General features: G+C 62.8%; 16 protein-coding genes. All 16 read right to left on the bottom strand.

Going from position 1 to position 18,694, the window contains the following annotated elements; all coding sequences use genetic code 11:
- Positions 1–444: 444 nt before the first annotated feature.
- A complete protein-coding gene (locus OXI69_12615; protein ID MDE2666984.1) occupies positions 445–645 on the bottom strand; it encodes a hypothetical protein in 201 nt (66 codons plus the stop codon).
- Positions 646–834: 189 nt separating this feature from the next.
- A complete protein-coding gene (locus OXI69_12610; GenBank protein ID MDE2666983.1) occupies positions 835–1,890 on the bottom strand; it encodes a cyclase family protein in 1,056 nt (351 codons plus the stop codon).
- Positions 1,891–2,478: 588 nt separating this feature from the next.
- Positions 2,479–3,366 (bottom strand): DUF1573 domain-containing protein, encoded by an 888-nt coding sequence (locus tag OXI69_12605; protein MDE2666982.1) that lies wholly within the window; start codon positions 3,364–3,366, stop codon positions 2,479–2,481.
- Between the two features lie 279 nt (positions 3,367–3,645).
- Positions 3,646–5,388: a hypothetical protein gene (locus OXI69_12600; protein ID MDE2666981.1), complete on the bottom strand. Its 1,743-nt coding sequence runs from the start codon at positions 5,386–5,388 to the stop codon at positions 3,646–3,648.
- Between the two features lie 905 nt (positions 5,389–6,293).
- Positions 6,294–8,540, bottom strand: a complete 2,247-nt coding sequence (gene gspD, locus OXI69_12595; GenBank protein ID MDE2666980.1) for a type II secretion system secretin GspD — start codon at positions 8,538–8,540, stop codon at positions 6,294–6,296.
- A 56-nt stretch (positions 8,541–8,596) separates the two neighbouring features.
- Positions 8,597–9,328, bottom strand: a complete 732-nt coding sequence (locus OXI69_12590; GenBank protein ID MDE2666979.1) for a hypothetical protein — start codon at positions 9,326–9,328, stop codon at positions 8,597–8,599.
- A complete protein-coding gene (gene gspM / locus OXI69_12585) occupies positions 9,325–9,969 on the bottom strand; it encodes a type II secretion system protein GspM (GenBank protein ID MDE2666978.1) in 645 nt (214 codons plus the stop codon). The genes OXI69_12590 and gspM overlap by 4 nt, the downstream gene beginning before the upstream one ends.
- A complete protein-coding gene (locus tag OXI69_12580) occupies positions 9,966–11,456 on the bottom strand; it encodes a PilN domain-containing protein (GenBank protein ID MDE2666977.1) in 1,491 nt (496 codons plus the stop codon). The genes gspM and OXI69_12580 overlap by 4 nt, the downstream gene beginning before the upstream one ends.
- Before the next feature lie 2 nt (positions 11,457–11,458).
- Entirely contained in the window at positions 11,459–12,454 is a 996-nt protein-coding gene (locus tag OXI69_12575; protein ID MDE2666976.1) for a type II secretion system protein GspK, read from the bottom strand.
- A gap of 11 nt (positions 12,455–12,465) precedes the next feature.
- Positions 12,466–13,215, bottom strand: a complete 750-nt coding sequence (locus tag OXI69_12570) for a prepilin-type N-terminal cleavage/methylation domain-containing protein (protein MDE2666975.1) — start codon at positions 13,213–13,215, stop codon at positions 12,466–12,468.
- Complete coding sequence (locus OXI69_12565; protein MDE2666974.1) at positions 13,212–13,667, bottom strand: prepilin-type N-terminal cleavage/methylation domain-containing protein; 456 nt, start codon at positions 13,665–13,667, stop codon at positions 13,212–13,214. Before OXI69_12565 ends, OXI69_12570 begins: the two co-directional genes overlap by 4 nt.
- Before the next feature lie 258 nt (positions 13,668–13,925).
- Entirely contained in the window at positions 13,926–14,429 is a 504-nt protein-coding gene (locus OXI69_12560) for a GspH/FimT family protein (GenBank protein ID MDE2666973.1), read from the bottom strand.
- A gap of 33 nt (positions 14,430–14,462) precedes the next feature.
- Complete coding sequence (gspG, locus tag OXI69_12555) at positions 14,463–14,939, bottom strand: type II secretion system major pseudopilin GspG (GenBank protein ID MDE2666972.1); 477 nt, start codon at positions 14,937–14,939, stop codon at positions 14,463–14,465.
- A gap of 48 nt (positions 14,940–14,987) precedes the next feature.
- On the bottom strand, positions 14,988–16,202 hold the full coding sequence (locus tag OXI69_12550) for a type II secretion system F family protein (protein ID MDE2666971.1): 1,215 nt from the start codon (positions 16,200–16,202) through the stop codon (positions 14,988–14,990).
- Positions 16,203–16,328: 126 nt separating this feature from the next.
- Positions 16,329–16,775 (bottom strand): GxxExxY protein, encoded by a 447-nt coding sequence (locus tag OXI69_12545; protein ID MDE2666970.1) that lies wholly within the window; start codon positions 16,773–16,775, stop codon positions 16,329–16,331.
- A 224-nt stretch (positions 16,776–16,999) separates the two neighbouring features.
- Positions 17,000–18,691: a type II secretion system ATPase GspE gene (gene gspE, locus OXI69_12540; protein MDE2666969.1), complete on the bottom strand. Its 1,692-nt coding sequence runs from the start codon at positions 18,689–18,691 to the stop codon at positions 17,000–17,002.
- Positions 18,692–18,694 lie beyond the last annotated feature (3 nt).

Genomic DNA, 18,694 nt, shown 5'->3' with positions numbered 1-18,694 from the left:
ACGCCCAATCCCTGGGCGTGCTGGACTGACGGGAAGGGTTCGTTCTGCGCCTGCCGGCTCCTGCCCCTTGAGGCGCAGGAGTGATGGGAGGAGGCGCCACCCCGGGAGCGCGGGCGTCCCGCCCGCATGCACTTCCGTTGCCTGTCGCTCAGTTTCCCTGCGATGCGGCACCCGGCCACCCTGCCGGCGGGAACGGCATGGGTTTGTCCGAGGCAGAGTCCCGCCGTCGTTGGCGGTCGAGCCGGGTGGCGGAGATGACCGAGGCTGTGCCGGGAATGGTGCGGGCGGGACGCCCGCGCTCCCGGGTGGCTTCATGCCATGACCTGGTCGCAGCAAGGGGGGCCATCGGTCTTTGTATTTATTCGTGGTTCGTCTTCAACGACGATCGGCAGTTTCTTGCTCGAATGATCCGCCCGGCAGGGCGGGGGCGGTACTTTGTCGGATTCACGGTCGTGTGAAATCCAGCCCGGTCTCGGACTTGAACTGCCGGTACCGGCTGCGCCCGGTTCCCTCCAGCGTGGAGTTTCCTCGATACCTCGTGTAGATCAGGAACCTCACTGGAAGAAGCACCTTCTCTTCTCCAATCCGGATGTAGTCGTAGTCAAACAGCATCCTTCCCGATTTCACCCTGTGTCCCTTCGTCAAACCGATGGGCTCCTCGGCAACCTATCTCAAGACCCGTCCGGTGTCGCGGTCGATATGGATCGTCCCCTCGATCCCAACCAGAACGACCTCATCCATTCCATATTCACCATACTGATATAAAACCGGCCTCGAAAGCCTCCATGGCCCCTTTCACCGCTCGTTAGCGAACTCTGGTGAGAAATGCGCGGGCTAGCGCAGCGCGATCGGGCGCATGGTGAAGCCGGCGGTGCTGCCCTTGATCTTGTTGGTGGCGGCGATGTAGCAGAACTCGTAGACCCGGTCGGCGGCCAAGTCCTCCAGGTAGTGGAACTCGGCCACGTGCACCCCCTGCTCCACCAGCAGGTACTCGTGGACCGGGATGAAGCTGGTGCTTCCGGCCGGGGCAGGACCCACCTCCAAGCCGGAGGTGTCGGATCCCACCATGATGGCCCCCTTCTCCGCCACCAGCCACCTGGCGGCTTCCAGGTTGATCCCGGCCGAGTCGTGGGCGCCGATCTTCTCGTGGTCGCCGCCCGCTTCTCCCCAATAGCGCAAGGTCCCGGTGCGCACGAAGACGGCGTCTCCGGGCTTGATCTCGGTGCCCTGCTTCTCCAGGGCGGCCTTGAGGTCCTTGGAGCCGATGGCGGTCCCTCCAGCCAGGGCCTCGACGCCCTGATGGCCGGCTACGTCAACCAGAATCCCCCGGACCACGATGGGCGGGATGGTGGAGGCATCGGCCTTGCGGATTCCGAAGTTGCCGCCCCACTCGGCCTCGGTGAAGCCGTTGTACCAGTGATCGTCCTCCCCGGTGGTGATGTGACCCAGGCTGTCGATCTGGGTGGCCACATTGTCGTTGATGAAGAGGGCGCAGCTATGCCAGGCCAGTTGGGCGGGATTGACCGGAGGCGCGGTGAAGCCATGGTCCTGCTGGCGCTTGACTCCCTCGGGGGTGCGGAAGGAGATGATCTCGCCCGGGGAGTGGCCGGGCCACTTGTAGGAGGTGCGGTCGTAGTCGATGCCCAGGTCATAGACCTTGCCCTGCTTGATCAGGCCGATGGCATCGAGCACGGATGCGGGGGTCATGGCGTTGAGGGAGCCCACTTCGTCGTCCTTGCCCCAGACCCATCCCCAGCCCCGGCCTTTTTTCCAGCCCTTGAGCTCGTGGCCCGACGGTTCGGCAGCGGTCCAGGCGGTCCATCCGAGCAATAGGGCGCATGCTGCGAGCAAGGCGGGCAGCCAACGCATCGATATGGTTGGGTGTCTCATCTTTTCCTCCCGAGAGTTTGTGGTAGGAGCGCGATTTTTTCCCTGAGAATCTATCGGAGAGGCGGGAGTATTTCAAGGGGGAGAAGATGGCAGGTTGGCGGTACGGCGGAAAGGTGCTGTCACCGAGTTGTGGCTGAGATGGCCCCCCCACCGCATCAGCCTTCGCCTGGCGGCTCGGCTTCTGCGACTCCCCCTCAAGGGGGGAGTGATTCCCGGGAGTACGGACCGGAAACATCGTTACACGATCAGGCGGGGACGGCGGCGTTTCCGGTTCATTGAGTGGCAGGGTGCCACATCGCAGGGAAACTGAGCGGCACGTAGCCGGATAGCATGCGGGCGGGACGCCCGCGCTCCCGGGGGGGCATTGCTCTTCGAGCAGCCAGGCCGGCCCAGCGTCCCCCCCCACTGCATCAGCCTTCGCCTGACGGCTTGGCTTCGGTACAAGCTGGGAACATTCCTTGCACGATCCGGCGGGGACGGCGGCGTTCCCGGTTCATCAAGGTGGGAGGGATAGGCTGTGCTGTGCCGGTCTGGTGCGGGCGAGACGCCCGCGCTCCCGGGTGGGGAGTTATTGGGGCGTGGGTCTGTCTAGGGTGTTGCCGGCTGGGAGGACTTGCCGGCGGCAGCTTCCTTGGAGAGGATGGGGGATTCGGCGATTTCTTCCGCGGTGTAGACCTTGCCCTTGATCCGAAGCTTGACCAGTTCCTGGATGGGCTCGAACCGGACGAAGATATCCTGGATGAAATCCCGATGAAGCCGGGAGGTGCTCAACTCCATTTGAATCTGTCCAGTCTTTCCGGCAGGGACAAGATGACTTTTGGTCTTGTCGAGCAGCCATTCGGGGCCATAGATTTCCTCAATGACGATGGCCTCGGACCCGAGGTTGCGAAAGGTAAAACGAGGCCGGACGACATCCCCCTGGGTTGCCAAGCCAAAATCGAAGACTCTTTCCTCGGGCTCCACCAAGAGCGGCGGGGGCTCCCGACCCGGCTTCGGATTGGCGCGGGCGATCCGCTTTGCGTAGTAGTACTCCCGAAAGATCTCCGCGGTCGTCCTGGGAGGGTCGGCAGGGTCCAGGAACCACTCACCCTCCTCCTTCTTCCAACGAAACTTCTCCTTGATCCTGGCTTGACCCGCCAGCCCCGCAGCCATGATCTCTCGCCTGATGGTGACGACGGCCGAGCGATTGCCTTCCTCCAGTTTTACCTCGAGAATGCTGAAGCCGGCGACCCGGGCTCTTCCCGGCCGCGCGGCGCCGGCCGCGTCCCTGGAGCGGGGCAGGATGTACTCCTTGGCCTTGGTGAACTGCCGGGAGTGAACGGCCTCGAAATACTCGCTCACCCGCTCTTTGAGCCGCTCGAAGTCGGCCGGAGCCACACGGTCAGCCACGCTCGATCGGGCGCCCGCCGGAATCCAGGTCAGGATCAGAACGAACAACAGGCTGGTGGAGACTGATACAAGACCCGATCGGTACATTTTCAGTGCCTCTCTTGAGACTGGCGGCCACCGGAAACCGTGCCGGTGGTCATTTCACCATAATTGACCAGCAGGACTCCTACTAAACATTGGCAAGTTCGACTCTGTTTGTCAACGGGTAGTCTAGGGGATAGCTTGGCCTGTCCGCGTGAGTGCGGTCTGGATGCCGGGAATGGGATGCCCCTCCCTGCTGTCACAGCGACTCTGTCAAGTGGATGAGGAAAAAAAAGGCCGGAGCTCGAAAGCCCCGGCCTTGAAGGTGTGACAGGAGGATGCCGACTAGGGGATAGTCTCACCCCTGTCTGCCGGATTCGTGATGATCTCGGCCATGTAGCCGTGGGACACATCCACGCCGGCCCCATCTTTGAAGTTGCCAAGGACGAAGGCCATACCGCGGGCGTGTTGGAAGCCCGCCCGGATGATGGCGTAGCCTTCCATTCCGGCCATCGTGGTCGCGCCGCAATCGAAGGTGATGGTTCCCCCGGACATCAACTGGTCAGAGATCGTCGAAACGACCGGCTCGACCATGGGATCGTCGCCTTCCTCCTCGACAGGAGCCAGCATCCGCTCCTTCGGGAATCCGTACATGATGACGGAACCATGCTGCTGGCTAGACTCATCGAAGGCCCCGAAGACATTGCCGTCGGCGCTGGTGTTGGAAACCGAGATTCCCGTAGACCATCCGGGAGTGGCCCCGCAGGTGACGAAGGGATAGAGCAGGTAGGTCACGCACTCGGAAATGACCAGCCAACCCTCTCCGTTGCCCTTCTCGGGATCCTGCATCGGATGCTCGAATGACAGCATGGATTCCAGATCGAGCTTTTCGCCATCCGTACCCCTCCTGGCATCCGGATAGAGCATGGCGGAGATATTCACCGAAGCATCGCCCGTGAAGGTCAATTTTTCGGGTGTTACCATGAAACTACGAGCCCCGGCAGCAAACGGAATCGCAGTTTCATCTACGTCTGTAGTGGCAGCGTCGTCCTCTGTTGCGGTTGCGTAGGTGTTGGTCTTTGCGTAATCGTAAACGACGACTTTACCGTTGCTGCTGGACTCGGCGACGTCCATCGTCAACATTCCGTTAGTGTACATTTCTTCGTCGATTTCTACTTCGCTGGGCACTGTAGCCGGCCATTCGACTTTGGCACCGTCCGGCAGATTGGCCAGGACGATCTTGACCGAGGCGGTCTCGTCATCGGCACCAGCGGCGTCGGCGGCGCCACCCACCTCATCCATGTTCAGCCGAGTGGGGCCCCATGCATCCGCAAAGCCTTCGGCAACCGTAATGGAAGGCGCCGTTGTGGATGAACAAGACAGACTGGCGGCTTTTTCGGCTGTCACTTTCAGGCCGGCAGCTACCTCGCCCACAATGCCCGAAACGCCGCCCTCGGACGAAGGTCCCCCCAGACCTACTGTAGTCGCATCGGTCGTGGAGGTGACACTGGCCGTGATCTCGTCCTTGGCGGCCAGGGCGGAAGCATCCACCCGGACACCAGCGACCACGAATGCCTGATTTGCAGCGTCATCTGCGGGAATCGTGATCGTAATGACCCCGGTGCCTCCTTCGTTGGAGAACATAGCCGACGGACTTGTATCGGGATTTGTCGTCTGACAATTTTCCTCGTACCCGGTGCCATCGGTGTCGGTCGCGTCGTTATCGTCGTCGCACCAGAGGGTGAAACTGGCTGTAGCTTTCTCCCTGACGGAATCCTCGTTGGTCATGAGAAGCCCGTAGCCGATCTTGATCGTCAACACTTCACCGGCAGGAGCGTCGCCGATATTGGGGTCGGTACCCGTGGTGCGCAGGAACGTCAGGTTGTTCACCAAGGCGTTGTTCGAATACTGAGCCACTTTTATCGTCGCCGAGGCCCGGCGGACGTTGTAACCCTGCGCCTCAGCGTCGGGTGGAGTCAGCGTCAACCCCAAAAACGCAATTGCGCACAGCAATATCAAAATTTTTCGCATGCTTTTTCTCCCTTTGTTTGTGAGATTACTGAACGGAATTTTGAGATTTGCTTGCATTTGCTCTTCTCTTCGCTTGTTTACCTCAACTGAAGTCGCAGGATTACCGCTTCTGAACATTCTCCTCAAAAAGCCGAACACTCCGTTAAAACCAATTCAAGCTGTTAACATGCACACCTAAACAGCCTTAAACGGCCGTACGCTAACAACATGAAAACTCTGTGTCAAGACTTTTTTTGCAGTTTTTTGGGCTGGAAACACGGTGAATCGGGGCCTGATACCGATTACATCCATGACACTGCCGCCGAAGAAGACCTACCCCATACGTCTTCAATAACAGTATGCCGCCGTATGAATCTGATTTTATCAGCGGAACGTGCCAGGAGGTGTTTTTCTTGAGATAGGGGGAATGTGGGACCAGGGCAGGCGGGGATGGTTGGTTGAAGTGGGGGAGACAGGCCTGGTGCGGGCGGGACGCCCGCGCTCCCGGGAACCGGATTTTATTAGTCGTAGGTGTCGGGGGGTGGTTTTCTTGATAAGGGCGGATGTGGGGGGAACTGTCCCTCGGCGCACAAGACTTCGCCTGACGGCTCGGCCTGTGTACCCCCCCACCGCATCAGTCTTCGCCTTGCGGCTCGACGGAAGGTTGCTTGCAGCAATAACGTTACGGGCGAGACCCACCCGGGAGCGCGGGCGTCTCGCCCGCATGCACTGCCGCCGCGTGCGGCTCAGTATGCCTGCGATGTGGCAGGGGGCCAGCCTGCCGGCAGGAACGGCGTGGGCCCGGCCGAAGCAGAGCCCTGGCGGGTTTGCCGGTCGAGCGGCGTCGAGGAAATGGGCCAGGCTGTGCCGAAACCAATGCGGGCGGGACGCCCGCGCTCCTGGGTGGTCATCATCTCATGATGTCATTTTTTCAGCAGTAGCAACGGAGCGGGAACCATTCGTGGACAGCCTACAAGGCCGGGTCAGCTCCCGGCCTTTCTCAGCTCCTTCTTCAGCCCCTTCAGGGTGGACTTCAGGGCATCGGTGAGATCGGAGGCCTGCTCGATGTCTTCAATGACATGGGGGGTGATGAGGGCGATGAGCTCGGTGCGGGAGGTCTTCCTGGAGGTGCTGCCGAACAGCAGCCCCAGGCCCGGAATCCTGCTCAGGAGGGGAACCCCGCTCCTGGAACGACCGTTGGTTTCGGAGATGATCCCCCCGATGGCGATGGTCTGGGCGTTTTTGATCGTCACCTGGGTGGCGACCGACCGAATGTTGATGCTGGGAGACTGGATGCCGCCCACCGGGGGAGGCCCCGGACTGCTCACTTCCTGCTCGACTTCCAGGGTCACCCAGCCTCCGGCGTTGATCCTGGGAGTGACGTTGAGAATGACCCCGGTGTTTCGGTTCTGAATGGTGTTGGAAAACAGGCTGGAACCGCCGGTCCCGCCTGGAACCACGCCCTGCGAGGTCAGGATGGGAATCTGAGATCCCACCTGGATTCTGGCGGCCACGTTGTCGGAGGCGATGACGGACGGGGCCGAGAGCACCCGGGAGCGCCTGCGGGTCTCGGCGGTGTTCAGGAAGGCCACCAGTTCCCGGGTATTGCCCACCAGGGCCCGGGTGGCCAGGTTCAGGCCGGCGGCCGCGGCGCCGTAGCTGGCGGTGGTGGTCGTGGGGCTGGGGACCACCGGGTTGCCGCGGTCCTGCAGAAAGGCCGAGACGCCCAGGGAGAGCTCGTCGTCCAGGACCACCTCGTAGATCTTGACGTTGATCAGGACCTGGCGAGGCACCCGGTCCAGTTCCCGGATGGTCTCCTCGATGGCCTCGAAGTCCTGCGGGCTGCACTGGACGATGAGGGCATTGTTGTGCTCGTCGGCGACAATCTTGATCTCGCCCTGGACCATTTGCGCCGAATCCGTCACCGGGCCGGCGTCGCCGGCCTGAGGAGCCTCGGCCTGAACCTCCGGGGGCGGAAGCAGCTCATCCTGGAATTGATTGCGCCTTCCGTAGATTTCCAGCAACAGGGAGGCGATTTCCCTGGCCTGGCCATTCTGGACCTTGACGAAGTAGTTGCGAATCTCCCGGTTCAGACCCGTCTGGTCCAGTTGGGCGATCCAGCGGTCGATTTCCTCCAGGCTGCCGGCGCTGGGGCTGATCGCCAGGATGGAATTCAATCGGGGAATGGGGATGAAACGGACGGGAGACTCCCCCGAAATGGCGTACCCTTCGAAAATACTCTCCAACTCGCCAACCAGGTTGGTGGCCCGGCTGTTCTCGAGCGCATAGACGCGCACGCGCTTGCCGCCGAACACGTCGGAGTCGAAGACCTGGACCAGCTCGAGCAGCTTGCCGATGTTGGCGGGAGCATCGGTGATGACGAGGAAGTTGGCCGCCTGGTGAAAGGTGATGTCGCCGCCGCTCGACAGGTAGGGAGTGAGCAGTTCCGCCATGTCGCCGGCCGGCACGAAGTTCAGGGGAACGATCTGAAGCACGCGGCTGTCCCCCGCGGACGGAGCCGAGGATTCCGGCTCCCGTCGAATGTCCAGGGGCAGTTGCTTGACATTGCGGCTGGGAAGGATGCGGTATACCGGGCCGGTCTTGACCATGGCGGCGCCGTTGATCTGCAGGACGGTCTCGAGAAGGGACATGAGGTCGCTACGTCTCATCTCGCCGTAGGTGAGGATGTTGACCACTCCCTGGACGTTGGGATCGACGACGTAGTTCAGCTTCAGCTCGTTGGCGATGTTGCGGACGAACTCCAGCAGGTCGCAATCCACGCAATTGAATCGGAAGCGGGTGTTGGGTCCGGACGGGGCCGAAGCCTGCCGGCCCTGGGGAGCCGCCGGTTCGGAATCCGCCTCCGCGTCGGAAGCGCCCTCGGTGTCGGAAGCGCCCTCCGAATCGGAAGCGGCGGCCTCGCCGGAAGCCGGCGCGCTTTCTCCCGTTTCGACCGGTTCGGGAGCAGCCTGCGCGGAGTCGGGTCGAGTTTCGGACCTGGGCTGGCGGATGGTCCCGAAAGGCGTCCGGATGAGCTCGAACTCCGGTTCAGGTTCGGGGGCTTCTTCTTTCGGGTCCTCCCCCTCGGCCGGTGCGGCCTGTTGGGGCTTGCCGGCCTGGTCTTCTTCAGCCAGGGCGGCCAGGGGCTGGAGGTGCGCCAGGCCCCCCAGGCCGATCAGCAGCAGCAGAGCCAGCCCCCGCCCCGTTGACGTCGATGAAATTCGAACCATGATGTGACTCCTCGCGCTCCGCCCGCTCCGCAGCTTCCGATCTCCCGGAGGGCAAGCTATTCCGATTTGTTCTCGACCCAGACCTTGATGGCGCCGAACGGCGTCTGCTCCTCGATCAGGCGCCTGCCGTCCCTGACCGTCCCCACCGGCAGGTTCCTGGTATCGGACCCCGGCCGCCGGTCCGAGCGGGTCCGCTGGCGCCTGGAGGCGCCGCTACGCCTGCCCCCGGAACCGACACCGGTGGTCTGGGACCGCTCGTTCTGGGCAGAACGGGCGGGCCGGGCCGTCCTCCTGGGTTTCCTGGATCGGTCATCCATGCCGACCTCGACCTCCCTGGACCCGGTCTTCATAACCACCCGATCCATCCCGATGCGCACCAGGGTGTAGCCGTCCAGCTCTTCCCCCACCTTGAGACGGCGGTAGAGGCTGTCGGAATTTCCGGGGCCGCCCGGAACCATGAGGGCGTAGTCTTCCCCGCTGATGCCCATCGTCCCCATCAGGACCGGCAGGGGCCGAAACGCTCCCGGAGGTTCGTCCGAAGGCTCCTCGCTGAGGTCATTGTTCCGATCCAGGTGGAAGAGATGATGGTCCACGATGGCCGCGAAGCTGGAGGCGGACACCGGCGAGGTCGGCCCATCCGAACCATCGGACTCCGCTCGCGTACCGGAACTGGACCGGCCGCGGCCATGCTCGGCCTCGAACTGACGCCACTGGTCTACCAGGGTGTACCCCAGGAGAATGGCTGCTCCCATTAGGGCGACGTTCAAAAGGATCAGACTTCTCTTCACGGCCTCTCCCCCCTTCGGGCAGCGCCGGCCGCGTCCGCGGGAACCGGCTGCTCTTCCGCCTTCTCCGGCTCGACCCGCTTCAGGGCCGAAACGGCCAGCGTCACCCGGACATCCTTGTTCCTGTTCCTGTCGCTGCGCCTGCTGGCGCGGAAGGGCGCTATCCGCAGGTCCTCCACAAAGAGGATCTTGGGATCCGAACCCATGGCCGCCATGAAATCCACGAACTGGTGGATGCCCGCCTGCAGGCCGATCCGGGTCGAAACCTTGCTGTAGCGAGGGCTGATCTTCTCGACCGGAGCCAGGTCGCTGTTTTGAATGGTCAAACCGTGGGCGGCCGCAATGTCCTTGACCAGGCCCTGAATCTCGGCTCCCGCCAGGGCATCTCCGGAGCTGTCGAGCAGCCCCTGCTCCAGGGACCCGGTCCGGCGGCGCAAGGTCTCCAGCTCGGCTTCGATCCGCTCTTGACGATTGAGAATCCGGCGAAAGTTCCGGACCCGCCTGGCTTGTATCTCCGCATTGGCCCGGGTCTCGCCCAGAGCATCCCAATAGGGCAGGACCGCCAGGTCCAGCAGCAGGTAGAGGGCCAAGGCTACGCCACCCCAACCCAGGAGTTTCCGCTCTCGTGGAGACAGCCGGGTCATGGAGTCACCTCCCGGGGAGCGTCGCCCGATGTCGGTGGGGGCGGGACTTCCGCCGGGTCGGGGTTTTCCCCGAGCGGCAGCGGGACTTCCAATCGAGCCTGGATGCGGTAGCTCTCCCTGCCCTGGGCGTCTCGGGTGATGGCCGAGACCAGCTCGACCTCCTTGAAATAGCGCGAGTCTTCCAGGATTTGGGGCAGCGCCGCGGCCTGCCCGGAAGTTCCCTGAACCCGGACCACCCCGTCTTCCAGGTTGAAAAGGGTCACCATGGAGTCCTGGGGCCAGATGAGAGACAGGTCGTCCAGGGCGGCAAGCAATGCCTGGTTCCGGTGCTTGTGCCGGCTGAGCAGTCCGGCCCGGCCGCGCCAGTGGTCCGCTTGCGACTCCAGCTCGCGGACGGCCGTCACGGCAGGCTGCAGCCGCCGGCGCTCCCGGCTCAGCTCCTCGGAAAGCGCTCCCTGCTGCACCGGCCCTCGGAACAGCAGCGCCAGCAGCAGCAATCCGCTGACCGCCAGCAAGCCGTATGTCGGAAGCATCTCCCAGCGCGGTTTCCGGACCCGCTGCTCCACGGGCAGCAGGTTGACGTCCAGGGCATCCTTTCGCCTGAAGCCGCAGAAGGCCGCCGCCAGGGCGGGCCAATGGGTTCCGGGGTCCCGATCGGCGGGCCCGGTCCGGCGGACGACTGCCGCCTGGGGCAGGGGCACCACCCGAGGGTTCAACTCCCCGCCGGCTTCCGAAAGGGCTTCAGCGTCTCCCGCCAGGAAGAGTTCCACCGGCGTCTCCTCCGGCAAGCGCGCCTCTCCCCGAAACAGGTCCACTTCGTTTTCGAGGGTTTCCGCCAGATCGGGGCCGTCGCTTCGATATTCCTTGCACAGCCTCAGTTGGCCCTGCGCCAATCCCACCAGTTCCCCTCCGCCGGGCGCTGGCACCGCAATCAGCGCGGCGGCCGATCCGGCCTTGGGAGCCGCGGATCGGACATAGTCGGCGACCGCCACCGCTTGAGGAACGATGCGATCCAATGTCAGGCCCAGGCCCCGGCAAAGGTCGAGGTACCGCTCCAGGGTGGACTGCAGGATGACAAAGATGGTGGCCCGCAGCCGCGGGGGATTGGATGCCTCCTGAACCACCAGGTAGTCGTAGCTGACGGCCTGCTCCTCGGAAGGCAGCAGGTTGACCATCTGGTATTCCACCACCTTGGCCAGGTTGTCCCGGGCCTCCAGGGGCAGCTCCAGCTCCCGGACCAGCACCTCCCGGTGGGGCAGAGACAGCACCACGTTGCAGTGGGTGACTTCGTTTCGCTTCAGGAAGCCCTGGACTTGCCGCCGGCCCTCGGTGGATGACACCTGGTCGAAGCGGTCGATGGTCTGCCGATCCACCCTGCGCAAACGCTTCCAGTGAAGGGAGAGCAGGCTCAGGTGGAGGGAGTCCTGGCCGAAGGACACCCCCAGGGTGAACTGCTTCAGGATTGAGCTCAGGTCCGGGAAATCCATGATTACCCCATCCGATCCATGCCGGCGACCCCCCTCTCGGGAAGGGGACGTTGAGAAAATCTGCGTACCGCGGGCGAGGGCCAGGTCTCGTCATACCAGGCCAGGCGCCAATGCCGCTGCCTGGATGATCCGTCGAGCCTGACAACCACTTTGAGGCTCCTGCGGGTGGAGCTCCCCTCGAGCCGGGCCGTGGCCACCAGGCAAAAGGCTTCAGAGGGTTGGACGGTGACAAAGGGCAGCGCATCCCCGGGCAGCCGGTCGGAGAGGTCGGCGGCGTCCAGCAGGCCGGTCGTTCGAGCCTCGGCCAGGGATTGGGCCCTGTCCCAACTGACGCCCGGCAGCGCCGCCAGCACTTCCGGCTCGGCATAGTTCACATTGATCCGACTGGAGCCGGAGTAGACCGTCACGAAGTCCGCCAGCCCCCGGCGAAAGGCCACCTTCCCGTCCTCCTGCCGGACGGGACGACCATGGAACAACTCCCGGCTGACACCGGGGACCCGCAGGAGCTCTTCCACGAAGCGGTAGGGCCGTCTCGGCGCGGCCGAAGCCCCGGGCTCCGAACCCGGAGTTCTCCAGGCGACCACCGACCTGGCGACGGATTCGGCCCGGGTCCGGTTCACCCCCAGGACCCTCAGCAGACGTTGCAGAGTTTCCTCCCGGACAACGTTGAGGTCCAGCTTGCCGGCCTCGTCCATCACGGCCACGTGGCAGGCGATGCGGTCGCTCCTCAGCCAATAGTGGTTCATCCCCCCGGCATAGGGGAACAGGGCCTCCTGCTTCTCCTTGTCAGGATCCGGGAAGGCCATCCGATAGAGCACGGCTTCCAGGGCGCCCCTGGCAAAGAAGTAGGCCTGCTCCGAATCTCCGGAGGCCCGGGCCAGGGTGGCCTCGGTTCTGACGGTCACCGCCAGGGTCAGCGCCAGCAGAGACAATCCGACCATGATCCACAAAACCGATATCAAGATGACGCCTCGACAATCCCGGGAAACGGGTTGCATCTCTCAGACCCTCATTGACCCTGCACGGGTACGGCGATCGTAAATTCCCTCGAGCCGAACGGCCCCGGTTCCTGCCACTCCAGTCTCATCCGGATTCCGGCCGGCAGCAGCTCCCTGTTCCTGGCAGCCAGCCTTCCCAGCGTCCTGGTCCACCTGCGGCCCAATCCTCTGCTTTCATACTCTTCCCGGGTCCGGGAGAAGGTCTGGAAGGCCACCGAAGAGAGACCCTGAGCCAGAGTGAGAGAATCCGTCCGGACCTCGGGCTCCGCCAGCTCGACCAGGAACCGATTGTCCTCGGTTCTGGAGATGCCGGCGATGACAGTGCCCGGCAGCTCGGGATCCCGGGAAAGCGGTCGCTCGTTCAGCAGCAACATCCGACCCGTCCCGTCCCTGGAGGTTTCCGTAAAGTACTGCACGAACATCAGCCCCTGGGTGCGGCGCGCAGCCGCCGAATAGGTGCTCACAAAACCGAGGCCTTGCGGGGAGGCCCGGAAGAGCAGCACTTCCACCGGACTCCCCTCGTGTTCCTGGTGGGAGAAATAGGGAACCATGGCGCTGATTTGACGACTGACGACATCCAGGGCCGCTTCGTTGGTCTGAAACTCCTGCAGGGCCACCTCGGCTTTTTCGCGGGCGCTGAGTCCGATTCCGTAGCCCAGGTGGATGAAAACGGCCAGCAGACCGATCAGGGTGAAGCTGACCAGCAGCTCCATGAGGGTGAATCCGGAGGGAGGGGACAATCTTGGTGGACGGCTGGTCATTGCTCGCGTGGACTCGGGACCCATGTCATGGTTTCCAGGAGGTATTGATTCTCGGCCCGACTCCCCTGCCAGGTGACCCGCAACCGAACCCTGGCGAGCCGGTAGTCCGGCTGGGCTGCCGTTTCCTCGTCGCCGGCGACAGTCCGGATTTCGGCCCGCCAACGGTACTTCCCGGCAAATTCCCCGGACCGACGGGGAGGCTCCCGACCCTGCCTCAGGCTCAGGCACAACTCGTTCAACTTCATCTGGGCCGACCGGACCAGGGTTTCCCGGTCTCCGATGCGGGAAACGGTGCCCAGCGAAGTGGACAACAGGCCAAAGAGCGCCACGAAACCAACCCCCAGAATGGTCATGGCCACCAGGATCTCCAGCAGGGTGAACCCCCCGGCGCCGTCGGCACTCCTCGGGCGGGGCTCCCGGCGGGCGGGCCTGGCGGCTGGTTTGTGTGGCATCGACAGCATTTCCGTTCCCCTACCTCTAGATCACTTGAGTCGCAAAAAAGTCGAAAGGCGGGTCAAGAAATGAAGAGGAACCACGAATGGGCTTCCCGGGAGCGCAGGAGGAACGCGCTCCCGGGCGATGCCGCCCCGGGGATGCATTTACCGGGAATGGCCACAAAAGGCACAAAACCACAAATTGTGCCTCTTGTGACTCTTGTGCTTTTTGTGGTTAAAAAGCGTTTTTCACCGGTTCGCAGAGGAACGGCCACGCTATTGCTCTTCCGGCGGAACCGGCTCGATGCGCGGTGAGCGGCGAAAGGAGTCCTGCACCACTCTCAACGACCTGCCCCGGGCATTGACAAGCCTCACTTCCAGCGACTGGGCGGCCCCGTTGGGTGCAAAGAAGAAAGTCACGGGATCGGGCGAGGGACGCTCCGCTCGAGCGGTGTCGTTCAAGAGAACCGCCCTTTCAAGGCGGACGTCCCGGGGGAGATCGAACGACCTTTGATCGTCGAGGTCGCCTCTGGCCATGGTCACTTGACCTCTTTCCCGGTCGAAGCTCACCAGGTAGACCTCCTGCTGCCGGATCGCACTGGCCCGAGCCAGCCGTAGCGTGGCGGCGACGTGGCGCGCCGCGCTCTGCAATCGCAGAGTCTGGGTGCCGGTTCCCAAGGCGGGCGCCACCACTGCCGTGATCACGGACACCAGCACCAGGACCACCAGCACTTCCAGCAGCGTGAAACCGGCTCTGTCTCTGTTTGATGTGAGTGCCACCGTGGCTGTGCCCTCCAACTTCGCCGGGACTGGCTATCTCCAACTGACCACGTCGGCGTTCTCATCCTCGCCGCCTTCACGGCCGTCGGCTCCGTAGGAAATGATGTCGGGTTGATCCCCGAACTCGCCAGGGAAGCGGTAGACATACTCGTTGCTCCAGGGATCCAGCGGGATCTCCTTTTGCAGGTAGGGCCCGTCCCAGTTCCGGGCCGACGTGGGCCGAACCCGGAGAGCCGTCAGCCCCTCTTCGGTGCTGGGAAAGACACCGACTTCCAATTTGTACTGGCCCAGGGCGCTTTGGAACATGGCGATCTGCGTCTTGGCCGCCGTGACCCTGCTCCTCCCGATATTGCGGAACAGCCGGGGCCCCACCAGGGCTCCCAGCAGACCGATGATCACCATCACCACCAATAGCTCGATGAGCGTGAAACCCCGCTGGCGTCGAGCTGCGGGCGCTTCAACCCGCCTGTCGAAGGGCCGGTGGAACGGTATGGATTTTAGTGAAATCATTGTCGTTTCTCCTCCCTGGACATCCTCGAATCGACCTGAGTTCCCGTGTCAAATAGGCACTTCGTTGATGCTCACGATCGCGAGCAGCATGGAGATGACGATGGCCCCGACCACCACGCCCATGATCAGGATCATGACCGGCTCGAACAGGGCGATGAAGTTCTTGACCGCCGAGCGGACGTCCTTGTCGTAGACCTCGGCCAGCCGCAGCAGCATGGCATCCAGGCGCCCCGTCTCCTCGCCCACCTCGACGAGATGGACGGCCAGGGGCGGAAAGACCTGGGCTCGCCGCATGGGAAGCGCCACTCCCTCTCCCCGCTTGACCCCTTCGGCCACCGTGCGGATCGCCTGGGCGATGACCCGATTGCCGCTGATTTCCCTCACGATGCCCAGGGCCTGCACCAGCGGAACGGCGTTGTGGACCAGCGTCCCCAGCGTGCGGGAGATTCGGGCCATCTCCACCTTGGTCAGGATCTCGCCGATCACCAGTGTCCGCAGCTTGAGCCGGTCCCACCACCACCGGCCCCGCTCGCTGGCCACCATGCGGGAAAACCCGCCTGCCAGAAGCGCCACTCCCAGCAGGATGATCCACCAATAGCTGGTGGTGAACTCGCTGAGGGAGAGCAGGATCTGCGTCGGCAGGGGCATGGCCTGCCCCGCATCCTGAAAGACTTCGGCAAACTTGGGAATGACGTAGTTCAGCAGAACCACGATGGAGGCTCCCCCGACCAGGGTCAGCAGGGTCGGATAGATCAGCGAGGAGATGAGATAGCTTCTCAACTCGTCGGCCGACTGCTGGAACTCCACCAGGCGCTCCAACACCAGGGGGAGGCTTCCGCTGGCTTCTCCGGCTCGCACCATGTTGACGTAAAGCTTGGAGAAGACCCGGGGATGGGACGAGAGGCTGTCCGCCAGGGACCTGCCGCGCTTGATGTCCTTCAGAATTTCGTCGATCAGCGACTGGAGCCGCTGCTTGTCCGAAAGCTCCTTGCAAATGGCCAGGCTTCGGTCGAGGGGCAGGCCGGAGTTGACCAGGGTGGACAACTCCTGGGTAAAGAACATGAGGTCCTTGGAGCGAACGCCGGACAGGTTCCAGCGCAACTCCAGGTCCCAGAGGCGACGACTCTGCCGGGTCCCGAGCTGGATGGGAACCAGGCCCATGTCCTGCAGCTTGACGGCGGCCGCCCTGTCGGTGGATTCCTCCACCACCCCGTTGACGATCCCGCCGTCCTTGCCGACTGCCTTATAGAAGAAGGTAGGCATGCTGGGTTTTATTCACATCGATGGACTGGGATAATTCAGGGAGTCAGCCGTCCTGTTATCATTGGCATCATTTGCATGGTTTATTAACATCGATGCACAGGATATACAGGATTAACAGGATTGTTTTCAGGAGACAGCCGTCTTCAAGCCCTGTTCATCCGTGTTGCTTCGGGTAAAGCGTTTGAATTCGAGAGTGGGTTTGCCGAAATTGATGAGCAGTCCTACCTGGATTCCAGTCGCGTTCAAGTAGTTGATGGTCTGGGCCGCATGCTCCGGGACGAGAGCTTTCACGACCTTGAGTTCGACCACCACCTTTTCTTCAACGAGTAGATCGGCAAAATAGTCGCCAATCGGCTTCCCCCGAAAGAAGACCTTGATCGGCTTCTGACACTCAACAGAGAGTCCTGCATCGGAGAGGGCAATCATCATGGCCTTCTCATATACGGACTCCAAAAAACCACTCCCAAGCTCATTAATGACCTCAAACGCGCACCCGATAATCGAACGGGTCAGCTTCTCATGCAGCAGCTTTTCATCCTGTTTGTCTTTATCCTGTACATCCTGTGCATCGATGTTCAATTAGTCGTCCTTCTCGATTGACCTTCCCCGTCGCGGACGTGGCAGCAGCGTCCCGTCCTGATTATCCTGTGCATCCTGTCCATCCATGTTCTTTATGTTTTTTCTACGCTGAGCTTCATTCGCAGCAGCTCCTCATCCTGTTAATCCTGTGCATCGATGTTCAATAAATAGTCCGTCTCGATTAATCCGCACCGTCGCGAACGCGGCTGCGCGGGCCGTCAAACTTCCTGCGTTACCCGGACCAGCTCTTCCAAAGTGGTGAGACCGGACCGTACTTTTTCGAAGCCGTCCTCCCGCAGCGTCCTCATGCCCTGTTGCCGCGCATAGTGCCCGATGACATTGGAGGCCTCCTTGGCTACGATCATGCGGCGGATCTCCTCGTCGGGCTGCATCAGCTCGAAGATTCCTTTACGGTTTTCGTACCCTGTAAAGCCGCAGGACTCACACCCCTCGCCTCGGTAAAGCGTGACCTGGCCGCCGTTGAGGGGAAACCCCAGGGAGTTCAGCCGGTCCCCATCCCCGGCGTAGCCCGACTTGCAGCCTTGGCAGATGACACGCACCAGCCGCTGCGCCAGCACTCCTACCAGGCAGGAGGCCAGCAGGTAGTGCTCCACGCCCATGTCCACCAGCCGGGTAACGGCGCTGGGGGCGTCGTTGGTGTGGAGCGTGCTGAAGACCAGGTGACCGGTGAGGGCCGCCCGGATGGCGATCTCGGCTGTCTCCAGGTCGCGGATCTCCCCCACCATGATCACGTCGGGATCCTGGCGCACGATGTGGCGCAGGCCGGCGGCAAAGGTGAGTCCGATCTGGGTGTTGACGTGGATCTGGTTGATCCCGTTCATCTGGTACTCCACCGGGTCCTCGATGGTGATGATCTTCTTGTCGGGGTGGTTGATCCCCTTCATGGCGCTGTAGAGGGTGGTGGACTTGCCGCTTCCGGTAGGGCCGGTCACCAGCAGAATGCCGTGAGGCAGGGCCGTCAGCTTCTCCATGGAGGCCAGGATGTCGTCGGGGAACCCCAGGCGCTTCAGCTCGAAGCTGCTGGCGTCGCTCTTGTCCAGGATGCGCATCACCAGGCTCTCCCCGTAGAGGGTGGGCAGGGTGGAGACCCGCAGATCGATCTCCTTTCCCAGCACCTTGAGCTGGATGCGGCCGTCCTGGGGCAGCCGGCGCTCGGCGATGTTCAGCTTGGCCATGAGCTTGAGGCGGGAGATGACGGCGGCCTTCAATTGGGGCGAGGGAGAATCCATGTTATGCAGGATGCCGTCGATCCGGTAGCGCACCCGGAAGTCCTTCTCGAAGGGCTCCAGGTGAATGTCGCTGGCCCGGCGCTCCACCGCCCGGGAGATCATCTGGTTGACCATGCGAATCACCGGGACTTCCGAAGCCATGTCCCGAAGCTGCTCGATGTTCTCGGCGATGCCCTCGGCCTCGTCCAGAGCTTCGTCCGACTCCTGCACCGCCTTGGCCCACTCGTCGGATCCCCCATAGAGCCGTTCCAGGGCCTCGTCGATCTCGGCTTCCCGGCCCAGGCGCACCCGGACCTCCACCCCGGTGAACATGCGCAGGGACTCCAGGGTATTGCGGTCGGAGGGATCGGCCATGGCCACCGTCAACACGCCGTCCTCCTGGTCCAGAGGCAGGATCCTGAACTGGCGGAGAAACTTGGGGGACAGTTTGTCGACCATCAGGGGCACGGCCGGAAAGTCCTTGGCCGGGATGAGCTCCGTCCCGTGCTGGGCCGAGAGGGCGGCCAGCAGGTCCTGTTCCGAGAGGTATCCCAGGTCCAGCAGGATGCGGCCAATCCTGTCCCGCCGCTCCCGCTGCAGGGCCAGGCCGTTCTGCAGCTCCGGGGGAGAGATCAGGTTCCGGTCCAGCAGGATCCGTCCGATGAGCTTGCGTGTCGCCATTCG

The organism is Acidobacteriota bacterium (genome assembly GCA_028875575.1).
Lineage (GTDB): Bacteria > Acidobacteriota > Terriglobia > Versatilivoradales > Versatilivoraceae > Versatilivorator.
This window is presented reverse-complemented; position numbering and strand designations above follow the sequence as displayed.

Coding starts and splice junctions, on each gene's coding strand:
- OXI69_12610 (MDE2666983.1), bottom strand. CDS start 1,890: ATGAGACACCCAACCATATCGATGCGTTGGCTGCCCGCCTTGCTCGCA.
- OXI69_12605 (MDE2666982.1), bottom strand. CDS start 3,366: ATGTACCGATCGGGTCTTGTATCAGTCTCCACCAGCCTGTTGTTCGTT.
- OXI69_12600 (MDE2666981.1), bottom strand. CDS start 5,388: ATGCAAGCAAATCTCAAAATTCCGTTCAGTAATCTCACAAACAAAGGG.
- gspD (MDE2666980.1), bottom strand. CDS start 8,540: ATGGTTCGAATTTCATCGACGTCAACGGGGCGGGGGCTGGCTCTGCTG.
- gspM (MDE2666978.1), bottom strand. CDS start 9,969: ATGACCCGGCTGTCTCCACGAGAGCGGAAACTCCTGGGTTGGGGTGGC.
- OXI69_12580 (MDE2666977.1), bottom strand. CDS start 11,456: ATGGATTTCCCGGACCTGAGCTCAATCCTGAAGCAGTTCACCCTGGGG.
- OXI69_12575 (MDE2666976.1), bottom strand. CDS start 12,454: ATGCAACCCGTTTCCCGGGATTGTCGAGGCGTCATCTTGATATCGGTT.
- OXI69_12570 (MDE2666975.1), bottom strand. CDS start 13,215: ATGACCAGCCGTCCACCAAGATTGTCCCCTCCCTCCGGATTCACCCTC.
- OXI69_12565 (MDE2666974.1), bottom strand. CDS start 13,667: ATGCCACACAAACCAGCCGCCAGGCCCGCCCGCCGGGAGCCCCGCCCG.
- gspG (MDE2666972.1), bottom strand. CDS start 14,939: ATGATTTCACTAAAATCCATACCGTTCCACCGGCCCTTCGACAGGCGG.
- OXI69_12550 (MDE2666971.1), bottom strand. CDS start 16,202: ATGCCTACCTTCTTCTATAAGGCAGTCGGCAAGGACGGCGGGATCGTC.
- gspE (MDE2666969.1), bottom strand. CDS start 18,691: ATGGCGACACGCAAGCTCATCGGACGGATCCTGCTGGACCGGAACCTG.